Origin of the sequence: Streptomyces sp. TRM68416 (assembly GCF_014596915.1) — a bacterium.
GTDB lineage: Bacteria > Actinomycetota > Actinomycetes > Streptomycetales > Streptomycetaceae > Streptomyces.
This window is the reverse complement of the sequence record NZ_JACVWU010000003.1, coordinates 103,127-128,048: the sequence shown is the minus strand read 5'-3', so window position 1 is coordinate 128,048 and position 24,922 is coordinate 103,127. Positions and strand designations below refer to the sequence as shown.

The window sequence follows — 24,922 nt, the reverse complement described above, 5'->3', positions numbered from 1 at the left end:
CCGCCGCGCTCACTGGGGCTGGTTCCCGTGCTTGCGGGACGGCCGCCCGGCGTGCTTGCGGCGCAGGGTGCGCAGGGCGTCGATCAGCCGGGCGCGGGTCTCCGCCGGGTCGATCACGTCGTCCACGAGGCCGCGTTCGGCCGCGTAGTAGGGGTGCATCAGCTCGGAGCGGTACTCCTTCACCAACTGCTCGCGCGTGGCCTGCGGGTTGTCGGACGCGGCGATCTCGCGCCGGAAGACCACGTTGGCCGCGCCCTCCGCGCCCATCACGGCGATCTCGTTGACCGGCCAGGCGAACGACACGTCACAGCCGATGGAACGGGAGTCCATGACGATGTACGCGCCGCCGTAGGCCTTGCGCAGGATGACCTGCACCCGGGGCACGGTCGCGTCGCAGTAGGCGTACAGCAGCTTCGCGCCGTGCCGGATGATGCCGCCGTGCTCCTGGTCGACGCCGGGCAGGAACCCGGGGACGTCGACGAGGGTGACCAGCGGGATGTTGAAGGAGTCGCAGAACCGCACGAACCGCGCCGCCTTCTCGGAGGCCGCGATGTCCAGCGAACCGGCCTGCACCATGGGCTGGTTGGCGACGATGCCGACGACGTCGCCGCCCATCCGGACCAGGGCGCAGACCACGTTGCGCGCCCAGTTCTCGTGGACCTCGAAGAGGAAGCCGTCGTCGACGATCTCCTCGATGACGTCCCGGACGTCGTAGGAGGCGCGCGGGTCGGCCGGAACCATGTCCAGCAGGGCCTCGGTGCGGCGGTCGACGGGGTCGGACTCCTCGACGGAGGGCGGGAGTTCGCGGTTGTTGGCGGGCAGCATGGAGAGCAGGAAGCGGACGTTCTCCAGGCACTCCTCCTCGTCGTCGAAGGCCGCGTGGGCCACGCCCGAGGCGGTGGAGTGCGGGTCGGCGCCGCCGAGCCCGTCCATGGTGATCTCCTCGCCGGTGACCGCCTGCACGACGTCCGGTCCGGTGATGAACATCTGCGAGGTGCCGCGGACCATGAAGACGAAGTCGGTCAGCGCGGGCGAGTAGGCGGCGCCGCCGGCGCAGGGGCCCAGGACGACGCTGATCTGCGGCAGGACGCCGGAGTTGGCGACGTTGCGGGCGAAGATGCCGCCGTAGCCGGCGAGCGCGGTGACGCCCTCCTGGATACGGGCGCCGGCGCCGTCGCACAGGCCGACGACCGGGGCCCCGGCCGCCGTCGCGAGGTCCATCAGCTTGTGGATCTTCTGGGCGTGCGCCTCGCCGAGCGCCCCGCCGAAGATGCGGAAGTCGTGGGCGTAGACGAAGACGGTACGGCCGTACACCTTGCCCCAGCCGGTGATCACGCCGTCGGTGTGCGGACGGCGGGCCTCCAGGCCGAAGCCGGTCGCGCGGTGCCGGCGCAGGCCCTCGGTCTCGGTGAAGGTGCCCTTGTCGAAGAGCCGGTCGATCCGCTCGCGTGCGGTCAGCTTTCCCTTGGCGTGCTGCGCCTGGGTCGCCCGCTCCGAGGGACCGCGGCGCACCGAGTCACGCAGTTCGTGGAGTTCGGTCGTCCGTTCCCGGAGTGGCGGGGTAGTGCGGTCCATTGACGCTCCTCACAGGGTGTCAAGCGGCTTGTTCAGCCCGTTCTCGGAACGCGTGGCCGACAGAGTGCGACCGGGTGCTAAAGCGCCGGTGGAGCTGGGCTCAGGGGCGGTACGCGGGGCGGATCACGCGGGTCGAGCGTGCGCGGGGGTGCTCAGGGCGGGGTCGAGGGGCGCTGCAGCCGTCCGGGGCGGCGGCCTGCGGGTCCGGAGGGCTACCGGGTGCCGTTCTCCGCGTGCTCCTTGGCCCTGCGCAACGTCGCCCTGGCGGTGCGGCCCAGGGTCTCGCGTACCGTCTCGCGGGCCTTGTGGTCGGCCAGGAGGACGTGGTGGCGGGAGGTGGCGAGGGTGCTGCCGTCGTCGAGTTCCCGCAGGTGCCAGGCGCCCGTGTGGGCGATCAGGACCGTGGGGGTGCGGGTGTGCTTGTAGACGATGCTGCCGGTCTCGGGGCGGCAGACGCGGACGGACTCGCTGTGGTGGACGGTGCCGTCGGGGCCCCGGGTGTCCATCCGCAACCGCTGGATGCCGGGGGTGTCCTCGGTGAGGTCCAGCGCGGCCACGTGCGGGAGGCGCTCCGGCCAGCGGTCGGCCTCGCGGAGGAAGTCGTAGACGGCGGCCGGGGGCGCGACGATGCGCAGGCTGTCCTCGAAGGTGTACGGGGTCCTCGGCCGTTCGGCCGCGATGCGGACGCCGGCCAGCTCGGCGGGGCTGTTCTGGTGCAGGGCGTGCAGCACGAAGTGCTCGTCGGAGGCGGTCTCGAACTCGTGGTGGAGTTCCAGCAGGGTCTGTCCGTCGCCGATGTCCTTGACCAGCCAGCGCCCGCTCATCGAGGTCAGCGGCGGGGCCGGGTGCTCCTGCCGGAAGGTGACGGTGCGGGCGTGCGGGTCGAGGACGCGCTCGGAGGTCCAACTGCGGATCTCCCGGCCGGTGAACGCCCAGATCCGGATGCGTTCGCGGCCCTCGCTGCGGGTGCCGCCCGCCACGTACTCGGTGTGGATGTTCGGCTCGAACATCAGCGGCCAGACGGTGACGTCCGCGACGAGGGCGTGGACGGTGTCGGCGGGCGCTGAGATCCGGGTGGTGTGCACGGTGAATGGCATGCCGGTCCTGTCTCCTGTGCGTGACGTGGTCGGTGACCGCCCAGTCCGCCGCGGACGCCGACGGCCTGCGCGGGGGTGGTACGACGGCCTGGCGGAGTCTCGGCGCCGGGGTGCTCGACGGCGTCCCCGGCGGCGAGGCCGCCGTTCCCGGGACCCCCGGAGACGGGGCAGTGGTGCTCCGGTCGCCGCCCGCCCCGAAGGGCCGCTGCCTCACGGCCACGGCACCGGACCGGCGTCGGGCGCCCCTGACGGGACATCACCTCACCGTCGCCGGGGCCGAGTGGGAACCGTCGCGGCCGCGCGCCGACGCCGGCTCGGCGGGCAGGGCGAGCGGGCGCGGGGCGCGGCTCGGCCGCCGACTGTTCCCAGTGGCCGTCATCTCGCCGCCGCCGCTGCCGAGTTGAGCCTGCCGTACCCGCGGTGCGGCGCCGGCACGGCACGCGTGACAGCCGGGCGCCGAGCGTCCCGGGCAGGGGTCATCGCACCACCACCGCGGCCGAGTTGAAGCCGCCGTGCCCGCGGGCCAGTACCAGTACGGCGCGCAGGGCGACCGGGCGTGGGGTCGTGACGAGGTCCAGGTGCCAGCCGTCCCTGGGGTGGTCCACGTGGGCCGTGGGGGGCAGGACGTTGTCGCGCAGGGACAGGAGGGCGGCGGCCACGTCGAGGGCGGATCCGCCGGCGCCGATCCGGCCGGTCATCGTCTTGGGTACGGCGACGGGGACGCCGTAGGGGCCGAAGAGTTCGGTGATCACGTGCGCCTCGGCCTCGTCCAGGGCGGGTACGCCGTAGGCGTCGGCGAAGACCGCGTCGATGTCGCCGGGGCCGAGTTGGGCGTCGGCGAGGGCGAGGCGCGCGGCCTGGCCGAGGTTGCCCGGGCCGGTGGGCGGGTCGAAGGCGGCCGCGTAGCCGGCGATCTCGCCGAGGACGGCGGCGCCGCGTGCCTCGGCGGCGGCGCGTTCCTCCAGTACGAGGTAGGCCGCGCCCTCGCCGGGTACGTAGCCGGAGGCCTCGGCATGGAAGGGCAGGTAGGCGCGGGCCGGGTGGCTGTGCGGGCTGACCCGGCCGGTGGCGAGGTGGCCGGACCAGCCCAGCGGGCACAGTCCGGCGTCGGCGCCGCCGGCGAGCAACGCCGTGCCCCCGGAACCGAGTTGGCGGCGGGCCTGACCCACGGAGTCGATTCCGCCGCACTGTTCGGTGACCAGGGTGCCCCCGGCCCCGCGCAGCCCGTGCCGGATCGAGACCTGGCCGGTGCAGGCGGCGTAGAACCAGGCGAAGGACTGGTAGGCGCTGACGCTGTCGCTGCCGTGGCGCCAGAGGTTGCTCATCTCGTGCTGGCCGAACTCGTAGCCGCCCGCCGAGCTGGACGTGAAGACGCCGACGCCGTAGCGCGGCAGGGCGGCCGGGTCGACGGCCGCGTCCTGGAGCGCCTCGGCCGCGGCGGCGAGCGCCAGCCGGGTGAAGCGGGCGGTCTGCGGCAGCAGTTGGCCGGGGACGTGCTTCTCGGCGACGAAGCCGTTGATCTCCCCGGCCACCGGAATGCGGTCCGCGGGTGCGTCGCGGGCCGGGCGCAGGGCGCTGACCCCGCGCAGGGTGGCCTGCCACCACTCGCGGGTGCCGACCCCGTTGGGGGCGACGACACCGAGTCCGGTGACGGCCGCGCGCACCCGGGCCGGCGGGGCGGCGGTGTCGCCGGGGTTCACTGCGGCTTCCTCAGAACGAGGGCGCTCTGCAGCCCGCCGAAGCCACTGCCCACGCTGAGCACTGTGTCGAGGCGCTGGGACCGAGCGGTCAAGGGCACGTAGTCGAGATCGCATTCCGGGTCCGGGGTGTGGAGGTTCGCGGTCGGCGGGACGGTGCCGTGTTCCAGGGCCAGGGCACAGGCGGCGGCCTCCAGGGAGCCGATGGCGCCCAGGGAGTGACCGATCATCGACTTGATGGAGCTGACCGGCACGTCGTAGGCGTGCGAGCCGAGGCTCAGCTTCAGTGCGCTGGTCTCGTGGACGTCGTTCTGCCGGGTTCCGGAGCCGTGCGCGTTGACGTAGTCGACGGCGTCGGCGGGCAGCCGGGCCTCGTCCAGGGCGGCCCTGACCGCCTCGGCGAGTTCGGTGCCGTCGGGGCGCAGGCCGGTCATGTGGTAGGCGGTGCCGCGGGTGGCGAAGCCGGCGATCTCGGCGTAGACGTGCGCGCCGCGGCGGCGGGCGTGCTCCTTCTCCTCGACGACCAGGACGGCGCCGCCCTCGCCGAGGACGAACCCGTCGCGGGTGAGGTCGAAGGGCCGTCCGGCCTCGGCCGGGTCGTCGCCCGCGTACGGCGTGGTGGCCTTGATGGCGTCGAAGGAGGCCGCGGTGATGGCGCAGACGGGGGCCTCGGCGGCGCCCGCGAGCATCACGTCGGCGGCACCCTCGGCGATGATCCCGGCCGCGTGTCCGATGGCGTCCAGGCCCGAGGTGCAGCCGGTGGAGACGACGGCGACGGGTCCCTGGGCGGCGACGGTCCAGGCGACCTCCCGGGCCAGGGCGCTGGGCACTGTGTAGTCGTACAGGTGGGCGCCGGCGTAGGACGTGTCGGTCCGCCAGTCGCGGCCCTCGTCGCTGAGCAGCGGGTAGGCGGCGTCCAGGCTGGTGGCGGCCCCGACGGCGCTGCCGATGCTCACGCCGGTGCGCAGCGGGTCGAGGCCGTCCACTGCCAGTCCGCTGTCGGCGACGGCCTCCCAGGAGCTGACCACGGCGAACTGCGCCGAGCGGTCCATGCGGTGGATCTCCCGCCGGCCCAGTCCGGCCGCCGTGGGGTCGAAGTCGACCTCCGCGGCCACGCGGGAGCGGTAGGCGGAGGCGTCGAAGAGGGTGATGGAACGGGTCGCTGCCCGGCCGCTGGTGAGCAGCGCCCAGTAGTCCTTGGTGCCGATGCCACCGGGGGCGACCACCCCCAGACCTGTGATCACTGCGCGTCGGGTCATGGGGGGATGGTCGACGCGCACACTCAGCGGGCGCTCAAGGGGCAGTGGAGCGCCGAGCGGGCCGAAGGGCCGGGGGCACTGGAGCGCTGAGCGGGCCGAAGGGCCGGGGGGGGCGCCGGAGCACCGGGCGGGCCGAAGAGCCAGCAGGCGGCCGAACCACCGGGCGGGCCGAAGAGCCACGGGGGCACCGAACCACCGAGCAGGCCGAAGAGCCAACAGGCGGCCGAACCGCCGCCCCATGGTCGGCGCGTCCTGGCCGAGATCGTTCGTCCGCGGCTGACGCGCGTGCCACCGCTTCTTGACCACCTCTCAAGCCCGGCTCCCCAAACTGCAACCGCCTTGGGCACCCCCGAAAGAGAGGTAGAGGCTCGGTGACTGCAGCTCCTGAACCCAGCACCCGACCGGAGGCGGCCGCGAGCGCCGTCGTACGGACCGAGCGGCTGTCCCGGGTCGTCATCCGCTTCGCGGGTGACTCCGGCGATGGCATGCAGCTCACGGGTGACCGGTTTACCGCGGAGACGGCAGGGTTCGGCAACGACCTTTCGACGCTGCCGAACTTCCCTGCCGAGATCCGCGCGCCCGCCGGCACCCTGGGCGGCGTCTCCTCGTTCCAGCTGCACTTCGCCGACCACGACATCCTCACGCCGGGCGACGCCGCCGACGTGCTCGTGGCCATGAACCCCGCGGCGCTGAAGGCGAACCTGGCGGACCTGCGCCCCGGTGGCGAACTCCTGGTCAACAGCGACGAGTTCGGCGCTCGGGCGCTGACCAAGGCGGGGTACGACAGCTCGCCGCTCGACGACGGCTCGCTGCAGGGGTACCGCGTGCATCCGGTGCCGTTGACCAGCCTGACCGTCGAGGCGCTGAAGGAGTTCGGCCTGACCCGCAAGGAGGCCGAGCGGGCGAAGAACATGTTCGCGCTGGGCCTGCTGTCGTGGATGTACCACCGGCCGACGGAGGGCACCGAGAGGTTCCTGAAGGCGAAGTTCGCCAAGAAGCCGCAGATCGCCGCCGCCAACATCGCGGCGTTCAAGGCGGGCTGGAACTTCGGCGAGACGACGGAGGACTTCGCGGTCTCCTACGAGATCGCCCCGGCCGCGGACGCGTTCACGTCCGGCACCTACCGCAACATCTCCGGCAACCTCGCCCTGTCCTTCGGGCTGCTCACCGCGGCCCAGCAGGCCGACCTGCCGCTGTTCCTGGGCTCGTACCCGATCACTCCGGCCTCCGACATCCTGCACGAGCTCAGCAAGCACAAGAACTTCGGGGTGCGCACCTTCCAGGCGGAGGACGAGATCGCCGCGGCGGGTGCCGCGCTCGGCGCGGCCTTCGGCGGGTCGCTGGCCGTGACGTCGAACTCGGGTCCGGGGATGGCGCTCAAGAGCGAGACGATCGGCCTGGCCGTCGCCCTCGAACTCCCCATGGTGATCATCGACATCCAGCGCGGCGGCCCGTCGACGGGTCTGCCGACCAAGACCGAGCAGGCGGACCTGCTGCAGACGATGTACGGCCGCAACGGCGAGGCACCGGTCCCGGTCGTGGCCCCGCGCACGCCCGCCGACTGCTTCGACGCGGCGCTGGAGGCGGTCCGGATCGCGCTGACCTACCGCACCCCGGTGTACCTGCTCAGCGACGGCTACCTGGCCAACGGCGCGGAGCCGTGGCGCATCCCGGAACTGCACGAACTCCCTGATCTGCGGGTGGACTTCGCCGACGCGCCCAACCACACGCTGGAGGACGGCACCGAGGTCTTCTGGCCGTACAAGCGCGATCCGCTGACCCTGGCGCGGCCCTGGGCGATCCCCGGGACTCCGGGTCTGGAGCACCGCATCGGCGGCATCGAGAAGCAGGACGGCACGGGTGACATCTCCTACGACCCCGCCAACCACGACTTCATGGTGCGCACGCGGCAGCGGAAGATCGACGGCATCTGGGTGCCGGACGTCGAGGTCGACGACCCGGACGGCGCGAACACGCTGGTGCTGGGCTGGGGTTCGACCTATGGGCCGATCACCGCTGCGGTGCGGCGGCTGCGGGCCGCCGGGGAGCGGATCGCGCAGGCGCACGTGCGCCATCTCAGTCCCTTTCCACGCAACCTCGGCGAGGTGCTGGGGCGTTACGAGCGGGTCGTGGTGCCGGAGATGAATCTCGGGCAGCTCGCCTCCCTGCTGCGTGCCCGCTACCTGGTCGACGTGCACAGCCACACCCAGGTGAGCGGCATGCCCTTCAAGTCCGAGCAGCTCGCCACCGCTCTGCAGGAGGAGATCCATGCCGACTGACCTGCTCGCCCGTGACTTCAAGTCCGACCAGGAAGTGCGCTGGTGTCCGGGCTGCGGCGACTACGCGATTCTCTCCGCCGTGCAGGGCTTCATGCCCGAACTCGGCATCGCCCGGGAGAACATCGTCTTCGTCTCCGGGATCGGCTGCTCCTCCCGGTTCCCGTACTACATGAACACCTACGGGATGCACTCCATCCACGGCCGGGCCCCCGCGATCGCGACCGGGCTGGCGGTGACCCGTCCCGAGCTGAGCGTGTGGGTGGTCACCGGTGACGGCGACGCGCTGTCCATCGGCGGCAACCACCTGATCCACGCCCTGCGCCGCAACGTCAACCTCAAGATCCTGCTGTTCAACAACCGCATCTACGGCCTGACCAAGGGCCAGTACTCGCCGACCTCCGAGGTCGGCAAGATCACCAAGTCGACGCCGATGGGCTCGCTGGACGCGCCCTTCAACCCGGTGTCGCTGGCGATCGGCGCGGAGGCGTCCTTCGTCGCCCGCACCGTCGACTCCGACCGCAAGCACCTCACCGAGGTCCTGCGCCAGGCCTCCGCCCACCAGGGCACCGCACTGATCGAGATCTACCAGAACTGCAACATCTTCAACGACGGCGCCTTCGAGGCCCTGAAGGACAAGCAGCAGGCCCAGGAGTCGGTGATCCGGCTGGAGCACGGCCGGCCGATCCGCCTCGGGGCCGGTGATTCCAAGGGGGTCGTCCGCGATCCGGCCACCGGCGAGCTGGAGGTCGTCGAGCTGAGCGAGGGGAACGAGGGGCGGGTCCTGGTCCACGACGCCCGTTCCGCCTCTCCCGCGACCGCCTTCGCGCTCTCCCGGCTGGCGGACCCGCAGACCCTGCACCACACGCCGATCGGTGTCTTCCGGGACGTCGAACGACCGGTCTACGACACGACGATGGCCGACCAGCTGGAGGAGGCCGTCGCACGAAACGGCAAGGGCGACCTGGCATCCGTCCTGGCCGGAAGCGACGCGTGGAGCCGCTGACCGTACCCGCACCGCCATTCTTCGTTCGTAAGGAGATCCAGTGGCTTCCCCTGCCGCACACTCCGAGTGGTTGACCACAACAGTAATCGGCGGCGTCGCGCTGACGCTGCTGGTGGGCGTCACCTTCGCCATCGGGGCCCGCCGCATACGGCAGCCCGCCGTCGTCGGCGAGATCGCCGCGGGTATCTGCCTGGGTCCGAGTCTCCTCGGGCTGCTGCCGGGAGATCTGCCGGACAAGTTCTTCCCGGCCGAGGCGCGGGCCCATCTGGGCACCGCCGCCCAAGTCGGCCTGATCTTGTTCATGTTCGTCATCGGCTGGGAGTTCGACGGCACGAGCTTCAGCGGGCGCCGCAAGTCCACCGGCATCATCTGGCTGAGCTCGATCGCCTGCCCCCTCGCGCTCGGCATGGGCCTCGCCGCGCTGATCTACGGCACCTACGGCACCGTGAACGGCAAAGAGGTGGGGATGCTGGAGTTCACCCTCTACCTCGGCGTGGCCATGTCGATCACGGCCTTCCCGGTGCTGGCCCGCATCGTGGCCGACCAGGGGCTCCAGTTCAGCCGGCCCGGGGCGCTCTCCCTGGCGCTGGCGGCCGCCGACGACGTCCTGGCCTGGTGCATGCTGGCCCTGGTCGTGGCGCTGGTGACGGCCAGCGGGACGGGCGCGTTCGTCACGATGCTGCTGTGGGCGCTGGTGTACGTCGCCGGCATGATGTGGATCGTCAAGCCGCTGCTGCGCAGGGTCACCGCCAAGGTGCCCGACTCGGGCCTGCCGTACATCATGGTGCTGGCCGCGTGCGGTGCCTTCGGCTCGGCCTGGCTGACCTCGGAGATCGGCATCCACGCCATCTTCGGTGCGTTCTTCTTCGGCCTGGTCATGCCGCGCGACCGCAGGATGATGCAGGCGGCCTTCGGGCCGATGGAGAACGCCAGCAAGCTGCTGCTGCCCCTGTTCTTCGTCGTGACCGGCCTGTCCGTCGACCTCACCACGATCACCGGCCAGGGCCTGCTGGTCATGCTGGCGGTCATCGTGGTGGCCTGCCTCGGCAAGCTCGGCGGTGTGGCGATCCCGGCCCGGCTGACGGGCATGAACTGGCGCGACGCCACCACCCTCGGGCTGCTGATGAACACCCGCGGTCTGACCGAGCTGGTGATCCTCAACGTCGGTCTGCACCTGGGTCTGCTCACCGTCGAGCTGTTCAGCGCCATGGTGATCATGGCCCTGGTCACCACCGCGATGGCCGCGCCGCTGCTGAGCACCCTGCTGTCCCGTCAGAAGGAGCGCGCCCAGGAGGAGCTGCTGAACTCCCGGCCCGTGGCCCACGTCATGACCGCCCCAAAGTGATCGAAAGGCAGGCAATCGCCATGGACTTCGCCTGGACCGAGGAACAGCGGCAGGCATACGACCGGACCCTGGCCGCCGTACGCGAGGCGTTCCCGGCCGACTCCGAGGGGACCGGCTACTACGACCGGGACGACTGGACGCAGCTGGGCAAGCTCGGCCTGCTCGGTCTGTCCGTTCCCGTCGAGTACGGCGGTGGCGGCCTCGGTGCCGTGGACACCGCGCTCCAGGTGGAGGCCCTCGGGCGGGGCTGCACCCGCACCGGCCTGGTCTTCGGAGCCTCGGCGCACCTGTTCGCCTGCGCGATGCCGATGGTCGACTTCGCGAGCCCGGCGCTCAAGGCCCGGATCCTGCCCGGGATGTGCCGGGGCGAGCTGATCGCGGGCAACGCCATGACGGAGGACGAGGCGGGCTCCGACGTGTCCCGGCTGGCGACGGTCGCGGAGCGCACGGACGGCGGCTGGATCCTGAACGGCGAGAAGAGCTTCGTCACCAACGGGCCGGCCGCCGACGTGTTCACCACGTATGCGACCACCGATCCGAAGGCGGGCTATCTGGGCGTCACCGGGTTCGTGGTGGAGCGCTCGGCGAAGGGTGTGACGATCGGCGAGCCCTTCGAGAAGATGGGCATGTCGCACGTCCCGGCCGGCCGGATCCGCTTCGAGGACTGCTTCGTCCCGGACGAGCAGGTGCTCGGCGAGGAGGGCCAGGGCGGCTTCATCTTCCAGCACTCGATGGGCTGGGAGCGGTGCTGTCTGTTCGCCGGCTTCCTCGGTCTCGCCGACCGGCTGCTGGACCGGGCCGTCGAACACGTCCGCACCCGGAAGCAGTCGGGCCGGCGGATCTCGCAGTTCCAGGCCGTCGCGCACCGCCTCGCGGACATGAAGCTGCGCACGGAGAGCGCCCGGCTGCTGCTCTACCGCGCGGCCTGGGAGATGGACCGGGGCGGCCCGGCCACCCTGTGGATCGCCCTGTCCAAGCTCGCCGTCTCCGAGGGCGTGCTCACGACGGCGATGGACGCGGTGCGCCTCTTCGGCGGCCGCGGCTACCAGCGTGACGAGGGCATCGAGGCGGCTCTCAGGGACGCGGTTCCCTCGGTCATCTTCTCCGGCACATCGGACATTCAGCGCGACATCATCTCCAGGGAGCTGGGACTATGAGCACCAATGTCAGCCTGCACCGCCTGCTGTACGACTCCGCCCGGCGCTATCCGTATTCGGTGGCGGTGCACGGGGCCGACGGGCCCGTGGACTACCGCAAGCTCGACCGTCTCGCGGACCGTGCCGCCGCCGCCCTGCTGGCGAGCGGGGTCGGTGTGGGCGACCGGGTGGTGGTGTGGAGCCACAAGAGCGTCGACGCCATCGCGGTGATGCAGGCGGCGCTGCGCATCGGCGCCCTGTACGTGCCGGTGACCGGCTCCAACCCGCCGGCGCGGGTGGCCCGGATCGCCGCCGGCTGCTCGCCGGCACTGGTCGTGGCCGACGAGGGCGGGGTGGAGCGGGCCCGGGCGGCGGACTGGGACGCGGCGCCGATCGCCGGGTTCGCCGAGCTGCTGGAGCGGGCCGAGGAGGGCGCGCGTCCGGAGCACTACCGCAACGAGCCGGACGACCCGGCGTACATCCTCTACACCTCCGGTTCCACGGGCGAGCCCAAGGGCGTGGTGATCAGCCACCGCAACGCGCTGGCGTTCGTGGACTGGGCGGTGGAAGAGCTGCAGCTCACCCCGTCGGACCGGCTGTCGAACCACGCCCCGTTCAACTTCGACCTGTCCGTCTTCGACCTGTACGGCGCCTTCGCCTCGGGTGCCTCGGTGCACCTGGTCCCCGAGGAACTGGCCTACGCCCCCCTGCAGCTTGCCGAGTTCATGCGGCAGCGGCTGATCACCGTGTGGTACTCGGTGCCGTCGGCGATCAGTCTGATGATGCGGGAGGGCGGGCTGCTGGAGGGTCCGCCGCCGTCCGCGCTGCGGGTCTGTCTCTTCGCCGGTGAGCCGTTCGCGATCCACCACGTCCAGGAGCTGCGCAAGGCCTGGCCGGGCGTGCGGCTGCTCAACTGGTACGGCCCGACCGAGACCAACGTCTGCACTTCCTACGAGGTGACCGAGGCCGACCTGGAGCGGGAGACCCCGCTGCCGATCGGCAAGGCCTGTTCGGGCGACACCGTGACGCTGGACGGCCCGGAAGGCGGCGAGGGCGAGGTCGTCGTGACCGGCCCGACGGTGATGCTCGGCTACTGGGGCAGGGCGCCGCACGAGGGGGCGTACCGCACCGGTGACATCGCCCGGCTGGGCCCGGACGGCGACCTGGAGTACGTAGGGCGCCGTGACCACATGGTGAAGGTGCGCGGCAACCGGATCGAACTGGGCGAGATCGAGGCGGCCATCGGCACCCTCGAGTCCGTCGCCGAGGTGACGGTTCTGGTGATCGGCACCGGTCTCACGTCCCAACTGCACGCGGTCGTCGTCCCCTCGCCGGGGCAGCGGCCTTCCCTGCTCGCCATCAAGCGCCGTTGTGCGGAAAGGTTGCCCACGTACATGAACATAGACCGCTTGCACATCGCGGAGGATCTGCCGAGGACTGCCAACGGCAAACTCCACCGGGCCGCGCTCGTCACGGCCGTGGAAGGCGGTGAGCTGTGATGCAGGCTTCCGTGCCGACCATGGCTCCCTCCGTCGACATCCAGTTGTTCCGGACGGTGATGGCCTCGCTGGCCAGCGGGGTCTCCATCGTCACCACCCTCGACAAGGACGACGCGCCGCGCGGGCTGACCTGCTCCGCGGTGTGCAGTGTCTCCGTCGACCCGCCGCTGGTGCTGGCGAGTGTCAGCAACCTCAGCGGGACGCTGCAGGCGGTGCTGGACCGCGCCGCCTTCTCCGTCAACATCCTGGGCTCGCAGGGGCAGACGGCTTCGCAGCTGTTCGCCTCCGGGGCGCAGGACAAGTTCGAGCGGGTGCGCTGGTCGCCCGGACCGGCAACGGGTACGCCGTTGCTCCAGGTCACGGTCGGCCATGCCGAGTGCGAACTGCATGACGCGGTCGAGGCCGGTGACCACACGCTGCTCATCGGGCGTGTGGTCGGCGGCGGTTCGGCCGAGGAACGATTCCCGCTCACGTACTGGCGCGGCGGTTACGCACGACTGCTGCCCAACGCGGCCTGAAAGGGCCCCCGTCCCGGCGCGGGCCTCGGCCCGTGCCGGGCTCTCGGCATCCCATGAGCCGGCCCTGACTCCGACTCCCACAGTGAGCCTGCACGGCCGGCACACGAAGGGATTCGCACATGCACCAGACATCCACTCCATCCCACCAACACGACGTCGCGATCATCGGATCCGGCGTGGCGGGGTCGATCCTCGCCGCCTGCCTCGCCCGCCAGGGCGCCGATGTCGTCCTGATCGACGCGGGTACCCACCCGAAGTTCACCATCGGCGAGTCGACCATCCCGTTCACCTCGATGATGATGCGGCTGATGGCCGAGCGGTACGACGTACCGGAGATCAAGCACCTCGCCACCTTCGAGGGCGTCTACGCCCATGTCACCACCCAGTGCGGGGTCAAGCGGAACTTCGGTTTCGCCTACCACCGCGAGGGCGAGCACCAGGTGCCCGGCGAGCGCACCCTCTTCCAGATCCCCAAGGTCCTCAACACCGAGAACCACTACTTCCGGCAGGACACCGACGCCTGGATGCTGACGGTGGCCGCGAAGTACGGGGCGCACATCCGCCAGCAACAGCCCGTCGTGGACGTCGAGTTCGACGACTCGGGGGCGGAGCTGTTGCTCGGCACCGGTGGCCGGGTGGCCGCCAAGTTCGTCGTGGACGCCGGCGGCCACCGCTCGGTGCTGGCCTCCAAGTTCGCGCTGCGCGAGGAGCCGTCGCGCTTCCGCCACCACGCGCGCTCGCTGTTCAACCACTTCACCGGGGTGCGCCCGTTCGACGAGTCCGCGCCCGCCGGTCCGAAGTTCCCCAGCCGCTTCCACGAGGGCACGCTCCACCACCTCTTCGAGGGCGGCTGGATGTGGGTGATCCCCTTCGACAACCACCCGCGGGCCACCAACCTGCTGTGCAGTGTGGGGATCCTGCTGGACCCGCGCGTCCACCCCGAGCCGGATTGCTCACCCGAGGAAGAGTTCAACCTTTTCCTGGCGAAATATCCTGACATAGCACGCCAGTTCGAGGGTGCGCGTCCGGTGCGCAGTTGGGTGCGCACGGACCGGCTCCAGTACTCGCCCCGGCAGACGGTCGGTCCGCGCTGGTGTCTGACCTCGCACGCAGCGGGTTTCGTGGACCCACTGTTCTCGCGCGGCATGTCCAACACCATGGAGACCCTGCACGCGCTGACCCACCGGCTCCTCGACGCGATCCGCGAGGACGACTTCTCCGTCGAGCGCTTCTCCTTCCTCCAGGAACTGGAGCAGGGGCTGCTCGACTTCAACGACGACCTGTGCGCCAACGCGTATGTGTCGTTCGGCGACTGGCGTCTTTGGAACGCCTGGTTCCGGATCTGGGCGCTGGGTCAGATCATCGCCACCTTCGAGGTCAGCCGCGCCTACGCCCGCTACCTCGACACCCGCGACACCGGGGTGCTCGAACCGCTGGAGCACGCCTGGTGGCGCGGCAAGGCGCTGGCGGAGGACTCCCCCTACGCCCCCGTGCTGGAGCTGCTGCACGAGACGAGCGAGCTGTGCCAGGCCGTCGGACGCGGCGAACTCGACGCAGGGGACGCGGCCGACACCGTCATGGCCCGGCTGCGGGAGGCCGACTTCGTCCCGCCCGGCTTCGGCCTCGCCGACCCCGACCGGCTGTGCCTGGACCTGAGCCCGGCAGGGGTGCTCTCCACCCTGCGCTGGGCGCGCCGCCAGGCCCCGCCGGAGATCGGCAGGCTCACCCACGAGGGGCTCACCCTGTTCCTGCGCAAGCGCCTGGGCAGAGGCGAGTTCGAACTCGGCGAGGAAATCAAGCACGCGTTGGCGGCCCGGCCGCTCCTCGGACGCCGACTGCGCGTCCCCGCTCCCGACAAGTACTGACGGGCCGCCCCGGCCCGGCAAGGGGGTGTGTGCGATGACACGCACACCGAACGAGAAGCAACTGTACGACGTCGCCATCCTCGGGTCCGGCTTCGCCGGCTCGATGCTCGGGGCGATCCTGGCGCGCAACGGGGCGAAGGTCCTGCTGCTCGACGCCAAGTCGCACCCCAAGTTCGCGATCGGCGAGTCGACGATTCCCAACATGCTCGTGACGCTGCGCACGATGGCCCTGCGCTACGACGTGCCCGAGCTCATGGCGGTCTCCACGTTCACCGGCTGCCAGAAGGTCATCTCGGCGTCCCACGGGCAGAAGATCCACTTCGGTTTCCTCACGCACCAGGAGGGCAAGCCGCAGGATCCGCGCCAGCTGACGATGTTCAACTTCCCGAAGCTGCTGCTGCATCCGGCCGCCCACATGCTGCGCCAGGACACCGACGCGTACCTGTACCACGTGGCGGTCGGCTACGGCTGCGAGACCCGGACCGGCTTCTTCGCCGACGACGTCGACTTCGACGGCTCGGGGGTCACCCTGAGCAGCTCGGCGACGGGCGAGCAGTTCCGCGCCCGGTACGTCGTCGACGCCAGCGGCTACCAGTCGCCGCTGGCCAAGAAGTTCGGCCTGCGGGAGGACCCGTGCCGGTTCCGGCACCACTCCCGCTCCATGTGGAACCACATGCTCGACACACCGAAGACCGACGACGTCTTCCGCCGTCCGCGCGAGGACAGCCCGCCGGTGCCCTGGTACGACGGCACGGTCCACCACCTCATCGACCGCGGCTGGTTCTGGCTGATCGCCTTCGACAACCACCGCAGTTCACGCAACCCGCTGTGCAGCGTCGGCCTCACGCTCGACCCGCGCAAGTACCCCCGGCCGGCGGACCGGAGCGTGGAGGAGGACTTCTGGTACCACGTGAACCGGTACCCCGACATCGCCCGGCAGTTCGAGGGCATCAAGCCCATGCGGGAGTGGGTGGCCACCGACCGGCTCCAGTACTCCTCCTCCCGCACGGTGGGCGACCGGTGGGTGCTGCTCGCGCACGCGGCGGCGTTCATCGACCCGCTGTTCTCGCGCGGGCTGCACAACACCTGCGAGGCGGTGAACGTGCTCGCCTGGCGGATCCTGCGCGCGGTCGGGGACGACGACTTCTCCGCCGACCGGTTCGCCGGGGTGGACCGCAGGCAGCAGGCCCTGTTCGACGGCAACGACAAGCTGGTGAACGCGGCCTACCAGTCCTTCTCCCACCACGAGCTGTGGTCGGCGGTCTTCCGGATCTGGGCCTGGGGGTCGAACGCGGGGACGTTCCGCGCCCTGGAGGCGTTCCGGCGCTGGCGCAAGGACGGCAAGGAGTCGCACCTGCTGGAGCTGGAGAGCGTGGAGAACCCGGGCCTGCACTGGTCCGACCACGAGGGCTACAGCGAGCTCTTCAACGCCATGGTCGACCGGTGCGACGACTACGCCGAGGGCCGTATCAGCGGCCCCGACGCCGCGGACGAACTCTACGAACGCATCCAGGAGTCGGCCTTCGTGCCGCGCCACTGGGGCTGGACGGAGCGCGAGCTGCGGTTCATCAACCCGACGATGGGCCGGATCACCAAGACCATGTGGTGGGCCGCGACACAGGCACCCGACGACGTGCGCCGGCTGATGCTCGGATTCCTCCGGGAGAGCAGCCGAGAGCTGGTCCGGGGCCGACGCATCCTCTGAGCGCGCGGCGCCCCGACGTCAACGTCCCTGTATTCGAAAGGCCTTCGGCCGTGATCACACGCAACTGTCTGCACATCACCGACAGGATTCTGCGGGAACTCAGGCGTGATTACCGCACGTTGTTCCTGTTCCTCTTCTCCCCGGCCTTCGTCATGGTGCTCGTCGCCGGTCTGATGGCCGACCACCCCGAATCCTTCAACCGGATCGGACTGCTGGTGCTGGGGCTCTTCCCGACGGCACCCGCATTCCTCTTCGCCGCCTTCGCGGTGCAGCGGGAGCGCTACAAGGGCTCGCTCGAACTGCTGCTGTCGGCCCCCGTCACGCGGGTCGACCTGTTGCTCGGCTATGTGTTCGCCTTCAGCGTCCCGGCACTGGGACAGACCGCGATCACGGTGTGGCTGAGCTACGGCCTGCTCGGCCTGGAGAGCGCCGCCGGCTGGTGGGCGGTGGCCCTGATGGACATGCTCAGCTGCGCCCTCGGCGTCGTACTGGGCCTGTTCGTGGTGAACCTCGCCCACGACGAACTGCAGCTGACCAAGGTGCTGCCCGCGGTCGCGCTGCCGCACCTCATGGTCTCCGGTCTCTTCCGTCCCTACGAGGACATGGAGGGCTGGATGCAGGTCATCGCCACCGTCGCGCCGTGGCGGTACGCCATCAGCGCGATCGAGGAACTGCAGCACCACTCGTCCGTCACCTCCGAACTGGTGCTCAACACCAGCGTGACGGTGGCCCTCGTGCTCGCGCTCGGCGCCGCGTGCATCGGCACGCTGTTCCGGCGCCGCACCGCATAGCCGTACTCCCTAGGAGGAAGACGTGTTCTCCCTACCGGCCACGCGAGCCATCGCGCTGCGCGTGCTCCGCGAGGTGTTCCGGGACACCCGCAGCCGTACCTTCGTCGCCGTCGTCCCGGGTGTCCTGGTCGTCTTCGTGCGCTACCTCTTCGACTCCGGCGAGGCGTTCAGCCCGACCGGGGCGATGATGATCGGGGTCTTCCCCGCAATGTCCATGTACATGGTCGCCAGCACGCTGGTCGTGCGCGAGCGCAACCGCGGCACCCTGGAAGCCGTCCTCGCCACCCCGGCGGGACGGCGGGAACTGGTCGGCGGCTATCTCGCGGCCTCCCTGGTGATCTGCATGTTCCAGGCCGTGTTCACCGTGGGCCTCGGCTACTCGCTGGGCGGCGTCCAGACCGAGAGCCCGTGGTGGCTGCTGGGTGTGGTCACCCTGCTCTGCGCCCTCTTCGGCACCGCTCTCGGTCTGGTGTGCAGCGCCATCTGCCAGACCGAGAGCCAGGCGTCCCAGCTCGTCCCCGGGTTCATGGTTCCGCAGCTGATCATCTGCGGGGTGTTCTGGCCGGTCGCCAAGATGTCCGACTGGCTCCAGAGCCTGGAGCGCTGGATGCCGTTCTCCCCCATCACCCGCGCCATGACCGCCGCCCGCGAGCACTCCTACGGCGGCATGGAGCTGGTGACCGAGCTGACCGCCATGTCCGTCCTGACCGCTCTCTCGCTCGTCGGCGCGGCGGCCGTCATCAAGCGCCGTACGGCGTGACCCGCCCCCGCTCCCGCCCCTGGCAACTGGAGGAACAATGACCGCACCAGCCGTACAGATAGAGGACCTGGTGGTCCACCGCGGCGGCAAACTCATCCTGGACCGGGTGAGCTGCGCCGTGGAGCCCGGAACCGTGACCGGCCTGCTGGGCCCGAGCGGCAGCGGCAAGACCACCCTGATGCGCTGCGTGGTCGGCATGCAGAAGACCGTGAGCGGCCGGGTGAGCGTGCTCGGCCGCCCGGCGGGCACCCCGGCCCTGCGCCGTGAGGTCGCCTACGTGACCCAGTCCCCCAGCACCTACGGGGACCTGAGCGTGCTGGAGAACGTCCGCCACTTCGCGGCGCTGTACGGCAAGCGCGCCGCGCACGCCGACGCCGCGATCGAGCGGGTGGACCTGGCCAAGTACACGGGCCAGCTCGTGCGCACGCTCTCCGGCGGGCAGCGCTCCCGGGTGGGCCTGGCCTGCGCCCTGGTCGCCGAGCCCAGGATGCTGGTGCTCGACGAGCCCACCGTCGGACAGGACCCGGTGCTGCGCCGGGGCCTGTGGGAGCACTTCCGGGAACTGGCCCGCACCTCGGGCGTGACGATCCTGGTGTCCAGCCACGTCATGGACGAGGCGGCCCGCTGCGACCGGGTCCTGCTGGTCCGCGAGGGCACGATCATCGCCGACAGCACCCCCGACGAGCTGCGTACCGTCGCCGGTACCGACGACCTCGACGAGGCGTTCCTGCGCCTGGTGGAGCGGCCCGCCGCGCCGGACCTGGTCCGCACCGGGTCCTGACCCGCGCCGACGAAGTGCCGCCGGTCCTCCGCGGAGGGCCGGCGGCACTGTCGTGTGCGCCTATCGCGACGAGGCCGAGGTCACCGAGGTGACGTTGTCGCGGGTCAGCAGGCGGCGGAAGTCCTCGGGGGCGGAGGTCTTCACCCACCAGAGCATCTTCAGCCGCTTGGGCAGGGTGAAGTGGTACACCCGGGCGTCCGGGTCGCCGAAGGCGTACAGCGGCGGGATGAACTTCTCCCGGCTCAGCTCGGCGAAGATGCCGTCGGCGGCCGAGACCGGCGAGAGCTCTCCCTTGCCGACCCGCTCGATGCTGCGCAGGGACCGGTCGACGGTATCCCGCAGCCCCTCGGGAACGTGGAACCAGATGCCGCCCAGCTCGAAGCGCTCCACCGGCGTCCAGTCCCGTCCGGCGCTGGACTCGCAGTCCAGGCGGGCCCGCTTGAGCGAGAGGTCGGCGAGGATCTGCCACAGCAGCCAGACACGCGAGAAGGCGTTCCAGAGCCGGAACTCCCCGGCGGCGATGCGCGCGCACCGCAGCCACCGGTCGTTGAAGGCGCTCAGCTCGTCCTGGAAGGCGGCGACGCGGGCGAACGGCGCGGTGGAGAAGTCGTCGCGGCGCACCGCCGGCACCAGCACGCCGGCCAGCGCGTGCACCACCTCGGCGGCCATGGTGACGTCCCGGGACAGGAACAGGTCGTTGCGCACGGCGGTCCGCTCCAGCGCGAACCAGCGGTCCCCGTAGGTGGTGGCGGCGGTCCGCTGCCACAGCGGCACATCGGTCCAGGGCCGTACGGCCGTGGCGCCGGCGAACTGCCGGTCCAGGTCGGGGAACTGCTCGACCACGGCCCGGAACGCCTTCTCGGGCTCGTCCGGGAGGCCCTCCCAGCGGCCGGGGTCGAGGCTGAGCGTGACCCCGGTGGCGGGGTTGGCCCCGGCGGAGTGGTTGTCGAAGCGGACGAGCTGGATCCAGCCGCCGTCGAACAGATGGTGGACGGTCCCCTCGGACCAGGCGGTGGTGCGCGGGTACTCCGCGGTGGAGCGCACCTCCTCGTACGGGGCCACCCCGGTCATGTGGGTGGCGATGACGCGGGAGCGCAGGCCGAGCCTCGGCTCGGGGTCGTCGCCGCCGTTCCTCGCCACCAGGAAGGAGCCGGGGCCGCTGACGTCCACGACGTAGCGGGCCTTCCAGACGTGCCCGTCGACGGTCTCGACGCGCCCGCCGTCGTCCTCGGTCCACGCGTCGGTCACGTGCACCCCGTGCGGCAGCACCACGGCGCCGTACTGGTGGGCGATGCGCTGGGTGTAGGCGTCGACGGTGCGCCGCTCCAGGTGCCACTCGGCGTGCTCGCCGGGGACGTTGAACTGGACGCTCTCCTCCGGGTTCTGCGCCTGGCCCCGCCGGTGGTAGAGGAAGCCGAGGCTCTTCTTGATCCCGCTGTCCCGGCGGACGTCCGCGGGCAGGTCCGGGAAGAGGCCGAAGGCGGCGATCTCCGGGATGTCGAAGCGCTTGGCCAGCAGCAGGAAGACCTCGGCGGTGTACGGCACGGTGGTCTCGCCGGAGGGCTCGGTGCGGTCCTCGGCGCTCGGCACCACGAGCACGCGGACACCCTGCCGGGCCAGGACGGCGGCGAGCAGTCCGCCCGCCATGGTGGCGCCCAGCACGGCGACGTCGTACTTCTCCCGGGGGTCCGCGGGAGGAGCGGTGCGGTCGCCGGTGGCGGGCACGGTTCGTTTGATCTTCATGGAGTCAACTCCCCTCGGTTCACGGTTCGCTCCGGTCCCTCATGCGAGGCCGTGGTCCGGACGCTGCGCCGCGCCGGGCTCCGGGCCGGCCGGGAACCGGTCGGCCCCGGCCGTGTCCACGAGGGGGAACAGGGTGTCGCGCCGCGGCCGGCGGCCGCGGGAGCGTTTCGTCGCGACCCTGGTGGCACAGCCGGCGAGGGGGCCGCGGGCGCCGGGGCGACGGTGCGCCTCGGCCGCCGGCGGCCCCTGGGGCGGTCCCGCTCCGGCCGGCACGGGCGACCGGCCGGAGCGGGGCGGGCGGATGTCGCGCCGGCTGCGACGGCGTCCGTCCGGCCGAGCGACATGCGCGCCATCAGAAGATGCGCCTGCCCTTCAGCTTCGCCTTGATCGCCTCGCGCCCGTTGCCGGTCATCATCCGCTTGACCACCGGGTCGGCCTCGGTGTGCAGCCAACGCGCGGTCTTCAGCAGCGTCTTGGGGCCGGGGATCATGAAGCGCAGGTCCCGCTCGGCGAAGCCGAAGTTCTTCGGCACGAAGTTCGCGCCCTCGATCTGCTCGTAGATCGTGTCGGCCGCCTCGCGCGCGGTGGTCCGGCCGGCCTCGTAGTCCAGCACCTGCCCGACCATGAGGTCGTACAGGCCCTTGTAGCCCTCGTGGTCCGGCCAGTACAGGCCGAGGTGCGGGGCCTTCTCCAGGTCCTTGAAGTGCTGCTCGTTGCCGTCCTTGAAGTACTTGAACAGGCCCTCGGAGAGCCGGTAGGTGCCCGCGTTGGCGCCCCAGGCCCACATCCGGTAGACGGCCGTCCACAGGTCGTAGTCGTTCCAGGAGATGAAGGAGGCGTTGACCAGCGAGTCGTTGTAGTCGAACAGGCCCTGCTGCATCCTGTCGACGTAGTCGAAGCGCTCGCGGGAGAAGTTGTCGTCCTTGACGGCCTCCAGCAGGCGCCAGGTGAGGCTGTTGATGGCCTCGGCGGTGTTGGACAGGCCGCGGGAGTACAGCGGGTCGATGAAGCCGGCCGCGTGGGAGAGCAGGAACCAGCGGTCGCCGGCGCACTGCCGGGAGGAGTACTGGAGCCGGTCGGTGGAGACCCAGTTGCGCACCGCACGCGCGCCCTCGTACTGACGGGCGATGTCGGGGAAGCGGGAGGCGATGTGGTGGAACTCCTGCTCCGGCGTCATGTCGGCCGACTTGGGGTACTTGCGCGGGTCGAGCGTGAGGCCGACGCTGCACAGCGGGTTGCGGGACCACTCGTGGTTGTCGAACCCGATCACCCAGAACCAGCCGCGCTCGAACATGTGGTGCACGGTGCCCTGGTACCAGGGCGAGGGCGGGGTGTCCTCGGGGCCGCGGTGGGTGAACAGCTCGTCGGTGGGCCGCACCTGGGTCATGTGGTTCCACATGGACCGCGAGTGGTGGCTGAACCGGCAGGGGTCCTCACGCAGGTTGAACTTCTCGGCGAGGGGGGAGCGGTAGCCGCTGGCGTCCACGACGTACCGGGCGCGGTACTGCTCGCCCTCGGCGGTGCTCAGGGTGACGCCGCTGTCGTCGAAGTCGACGTCGGCGACCCGGAAGTTCTGCCGGGAGTGGGCACCGTACTTCAGGGCCACGTGGAACATGTACGAGTCGGTGTCCTGCCGGTACAGGTGGCTCGCCTCGTGCAGCAGACCCGGGGTGCCGAACTGGTTGACTTCCTTGGGGTCCTGGTCCTGGCCCTCGTGGTGGAGCAGGAAGCTGAAGTGCTTCTTCACCCCGAACTTGGGGCCGAGCACCTTGGTGCTGTTGGTGAAGGTGGCCAGCGTCTTGATCTCGGGCACGTCGTAGCGCTCGGAGATGGTGCGCAGGCACACCAGGGTGTACGGGATGGTGGACTCGCCGATCGCGAAGCGCGGGTGGGCGGAGGCGTCCAGGAGCAGGACCTTGACGCCGTTGCGGGCGAGGACCGCGGCGAGCATGGAGCCGGCGATGCCGGACCCCAGGATGGCCACGTCGTACACCGGCGCCGGTCCACTGACCAGGGCGGGGCTGTCGGACACGGGTAACTCCTCTGGCTTGTCGGGCTGCTGGTCTTCACGAACCGGTTCGGGTGCGGGTCACTCGGGCTCGGGAACCCGGAAGGCCCGCCCGATCACCGGCCAGCCCGCGGCCATGTGCTTGAACTCCTCGGCGAGGTGGAACTCGTCGCGGTCGAACCGCTTCTTCATGAAGAGCGTGAGCCCTTCCCAGGTCAGGTCGCCGATCTCGCGGGGTGCCCTGGTCCGCGACCAGTGCAGGGTCTGCGCCAGCTTCAGCGGGTTGACCTCGGTCCAGTGGTTGTCGGGGTCGGCCAGGCCGAACACCGGCGGGATGAAGTCGGCCTCGCCCAGCAGCTCGATGATGCGGTCGGCGGCCTCGCGGTGCTCCCGGCGTCCGTGGTGGACGTCCTGGATCGTCTCGCTCATCTCCTTGAGCAGCTTCCGGGCCGGCGCGTAGTCGGGGACGGCCCCGTCGGGCGCCTGGCGCTCCAGCCGCTCCAGGACCTTCGGGTCGTGGTCCTCCAGGAAGCGGGCGTAGGCGCGGTTGATCTCGAAGGTGGCCAGCGCGGTGGCGAGCACCCAGCTGCGGAAGTAGGCGTTCCAGAGGAACCAGCTGCCGGTGGAGGTGTAGGCGTTGGCGACCAGGTCGTCGTTGAAGTCGAGGAGGCCCTGCTCCAGCTCCTGGACGTACTCGAACCGCTCCACGGCGAAGTCGTCGTCCTTGATGGCGTCCAGCAGGCGCCAGCCGAGGGCGTGGATGATCTCCATGGTGTTGGACAGGCCGCGGGAGAACAGCGCGTCGACGAAGCCAGCCGCGTGCGAGGTCAGGCACCAGCGGTAGCCGACCGTCTGCTTGGAGGAGTACTGCAGCCGCCCGGTGCGCACCCAGTCACGGACCGCGATGGCGTTCTCGAACTGGGGGGCGATGTCCGGGTACTTGGCGATGAATCTGCGGAACTCCTCCTCGGGGGAGCAGTCCGGCGTCGGGTGGATGCGCGGGTCGAGGTTGAGGCCGACACTGCACAGGGGGTTGGTGGCCCGCGGGTGGTTGTCGAAGGGGATGACCCACATCCAGCCGCCCTCGAACATGTGGTGCAGGGTGCCCTGGCTCCACGGGCTGGGGTTCTTGTGGGCGTCCTTGGGGACGGTGTCCTCGTAGGGCTTCACGTTGATCATGTGGGTGAACAGCGAGCGCGACTGGTGGCGCAGTCGGCTGGGCTCCTCGCGCAGGCCGAACTTCTCGGCCAGCGGGGAGCGGTGGCCGCTCGCGTCGACCACGAACTTCACCCGGACCGGGTCGCCGGTCGTCGGTATGACCGTGACGCCGTCGTCGTCGAACTCCGCGTCGACGATCTTCGTCTGCTGGCGGACCTCGGCGCCGTACTTGATGGCCACGGTCAGCATCCAGGCGTCGACGTCCTGGCGGAAGAAGTGGTTCTCGGTGTGGGTGATCTTCGGGATCGGGAACTCGTTGGTCTCCAGGGGGTTCTGGCGGGCGCCCTCACGGTGGTAGAGGAAGCCGAAGTTGCGCTTCACACCACAGTTGGTGGAGATCTTCGACTGGACGGACTCGAAGGTGGTGAGCCACTTGATCTCGGGCACGTCGTACCGCTCGCTGACCAGCCGCATCAGCATCGAGGTGTACGGGATGGTGGACTCACCAATGGCGAAACGGGGGTGGGTGCCCGCGTCGAGGACGAGCACCTTCGCGCCATTGCGGGCGAGGCAGGCGGCCAGCGTGGTGCCCGCCAGGCCCGACCCCAGGATGGCCACGTCGTACTGCGGCGCCGTGGGGTGCTTCGAGCGAGTCGGCATGAGCCTCTCCTTGGTCGATCCGGGCATCCGTTCCGGCCAACCT

Annotated in this window: 19 protein-coding genes; 12 read left to right on the top strand and 7 right to left on the bottom strand. The window is 70.7% G+C overall.

Annotated features, from left to right (window positions below; genetic code table 11):
• Nucleotides 1–9 precede the first annotated feature (9 nt).
• Together ICC28_RS06000 and ICC28_RS05995 are read right to left on the bottom strand one after the other, a co-directional pair.
• Nucleotides 10–1,575 (bottom strand): acyl-CoA carboxylase subunit beta, encoded by a 1,566-nt coding sequence (locus ICC28_RS06000; protein ID WP_188287349.1) that lies wholly within the window; start codon nt 1,573–1,575, stop codon nt 10–12.
• Between the two features lie 212 nt (nt 1,576–1,787).
• Nucleotides 1,788–2,672: an aromatase/cyclase gene (locus ICC28_RS05995; protein WP_188287348.1), complete on the bottom strand. Its 885-nt coding sequence runs from the start codon at nt 2,670–2,672 to the stop codon at nt 1,788–1,790.
• A gap of 20 nt (nt 2,673–2,692) precedes the next feature.
• Between ICC28_RS05995 and ICC28_RS05990 the strand changes: the two genes are divergently transcribed.
• Nucleotides 2,693–3,076 (top strand): hypothetical protein, encoded by a 384-nt coding sequence (locus ICC28_RS05990; protein WP_188287347.1) that lies wholly within the window; start codon nt 2,693–2,695, stop codon nt 3,074–3,076.
• Between the two features lie 72 nt (nt 3,077–3,148).
• Here the strand turns inward: ICC28_RS05990 and ICC28_RS05985 are convergent, their stop codons facing one another.
• Nucleotides 3,149–4,372, bottom strand: a complete 1,224-nt coding sequence (locus ICC28_RS05985) for a beta-ketoacyl synthase N-terminal-like domain-containing protein (RefSeq protein WP_317453964.1) — start codon at nt 4,370–4,372, stop codon at nt 3,149–3,151.
• The gene (locus tag ICC28_RS05980) at nt 4,369–5,628 is read right to left on the bottom strand and encodes a beta-ketoacyl-[acyl-carrier-protein] synthase family protein (RefSeq protein WP_188287345.1); all 1,260 of its coding nucleotides are present in this window, start codon (nt 5,626–5,628) and stop codon (nt 4,369–4,371) included. The genes ICC28_RS05985 and ICC28_RS05980 overlap by 4 nt, the downstream gene beginning before the upstream one ends.
• 440 nt (nt 5,629–6,068) lie before the next feature.
• On the opposite strand from ICC28_RS05980, the gene ICC28_RS05975 reads away from it, so the two are divergent.
• The 11 genes from ICC28_RS05975 to ICC28_RS05925 all read left to right on the top strand — a co-directional run bounded on the left by ICC28_RS05975 (nt 6,069) and on the right by ICC28_RS05925 (nt 19,310).
• Complete coding sequence (locus ICC28_RS05975; protein WP_223188479.1) at nt 6,069–7,907, top strand: 2-oxoacid:acceptor oxidoreductase subunit alpha; 1,839 nt, start codon at nt 6,069–6,071, stop codon at nt 7,905–7,907.
• Entirely contained in the window at nt 7,897–8,910 is a 1,014-nt protein-coding gene (locus ICC28_RS05970; protein ID WP_188287343.1) for a 2-oxoacid:ferredoxin oxidoreductase subunit beta, read from the top strand. Before ICC28_RS05975 ends, ICC28_RS05970 begins: the two co-directional genes overlap by 11 nt.
• A gap of 70 nt (nt 8,911–8,980) precedes the next feature.
• A complete protein-coding gene (locus tag ICC28_RS05965; protein WP_223188444.1) occupies nt 8,981–10,255 on the top strand; it encodes a cation:proton antiporter in 1,275 nt (424 codons plus the stop codon).
• Between the two features lie 20 nt (nt 10,256–10,275).
• Nucleotides 10,276–11,412, top strand: a complete 1,137-nt coding sequence (locus ICC28_RS05960; protein ID WP_188287341.1) for an acyl-CoA dehydrogenase family protein — start codon at nt 10,276–10,278, stop codon at nt 11,410–11,412.
• The gene (locus ICC28_RS05955) at nt 11,409–12,890 is read left to right on the top strand and encodes an amino acid adenylation domain-containing protein (RefSeq protein WP_188287340.1); all 1,482 of its coding nucleotides are present in this window, start codon (nt 11,409–11,411) and stop codon (nt 12,888–12,890) included. Before ICC28_RS05960 ends, ICC28_RS05955 begins: the two co-directional genes overlap by 4 nt.
• Nucleotides 12,891–12,910: 20 nt before the next feature.
• Nucleotides 12,911–13,408 (top strand): flavin reductase family protein, encoded by a 498-nt coding sequence (locus ICC28_RS05950; RefSeq protein ID WP_223188443.1) that lies wholly within the window; start codon nt 12,911–12,913, stop codon nt 13,406–13,408.
• 119 nt (nt 13,409–13,527) lie between these two features.
• Nucleotides 13,528–15,273 carry an NAD(P)/FAD-dependent oxidoreductase gene (locus ICC28_RS05945; protein WP_188287339.1) on the top strand — a complete coding sequence of 582 codons (1,746 nt, stop codon included), beginning with the start codon at nt 13,528–13,530 and terminating at the stop codon, nt 15,271–15,273.
• Between the two features lie 34 nt (nt 15,274–15,307).
• Complete coding sequence (locus tag ICC28_RS05940) at nt 15,308–16,978, top strand: NAD(P)/FAD-dependent oxidoreductase (RefSeq protein ID WP_188287338.1); 1,671 nt, start codon at nt 15,308–15,310, stop codon at nt 16,976–16,978.
• Between the two features lie 50 nt (nt 16,979–17,028).
• Nucleotides 17,029–17,769 carry an ABC transporter permease gene (locus ICC28_RS05935; protein WP_188287337.1) on the top strand — a complete coding sequence of 247 codons (741 nt, stop codon included), beginning with the start codon at nt 17,029–17,031 and terminating at the stop codon, nt 17,767–17,769.
• Between the two features lie 22 nt (nt 17,770–17,791).
• Nucleotides 17,792–18,529 (top strand): ABC transporter permease, encoded by a 738-nt coding sequence (locus ICC28_RS05930; RefSeq protein ID WP_188287336.1) that lies wholly within the window; start codon nt 17,792–17,794, stop codon nt 18,527–18,529.
• 37 nt (nt 18,530–18,566) lie between these two features.
• Nucleotides 18,567–19,310 carry an ABC transporter ATP-binding protein gene (locus ICC28_RS05925; RefSeq protein ID WP_188287335.1) on the top strand — a complete coding sequence of 248 codons (744 nt, stop codon included), beginning with the start codon at nt 18,567–18,569 and terminating at the stop codon, nt 19,308–19,310.
• Between the two features lie 60 nt (nt 19,311–19,370).
• Here ICC28_RS05925 and ICC28_RS05920 read toward each other — a convergent pair whose 3' ends face one another.
• The 3 genes from ICC28_RS05920 to ICC28_RS05910 all read right to left on the bottom strand — a co-directional run bounded on the left by ICC28_RS05920 (nt 19,371) and on the right by ICC28_RS05910 (nt 24,879).
• On the bottom strand, nt 19,371–21,053 hold the full coding sequence (locus ICC28_RS05920; protein WP_188287334.1) for an NAD(P)/FAD-dependent oxidoreductase: 1,683 nt from the start codon (nt 21,051–21,053) through the stop codon (nt 19,371–19,373).
• Between the two features lie 352 nt (nt 21,054–21,405).
• Nucleotides 21,406–23,085, bottom strand: coding sequence for an NAD(P)/FAD-dependent oxidoreductase (locus tag ICC28_RS05915; protein ID WP_188287333.1), 1,680 nt, complete (start codon nt 23,083–23,085; stop codon nt 21,406–21,408).
• A gap of 57 nt (nt 23,086–23,142) precedes the next feature.
• Nucleotides 23,143–24,879 (bottom strand): NAD(P)/FAD-dependent oxidoreductase, encoded by a 1,737-nt coding sequence (locus ICC28_RS05910; RefSeq protein ID WP_188287332.1) that lies wholly within the window; start codon nt 24,877–24,879, stop codon nt 23,143–23,145.
• Nucleotides 24,880–24,922 lie beyond the last annotated feature (43 nt).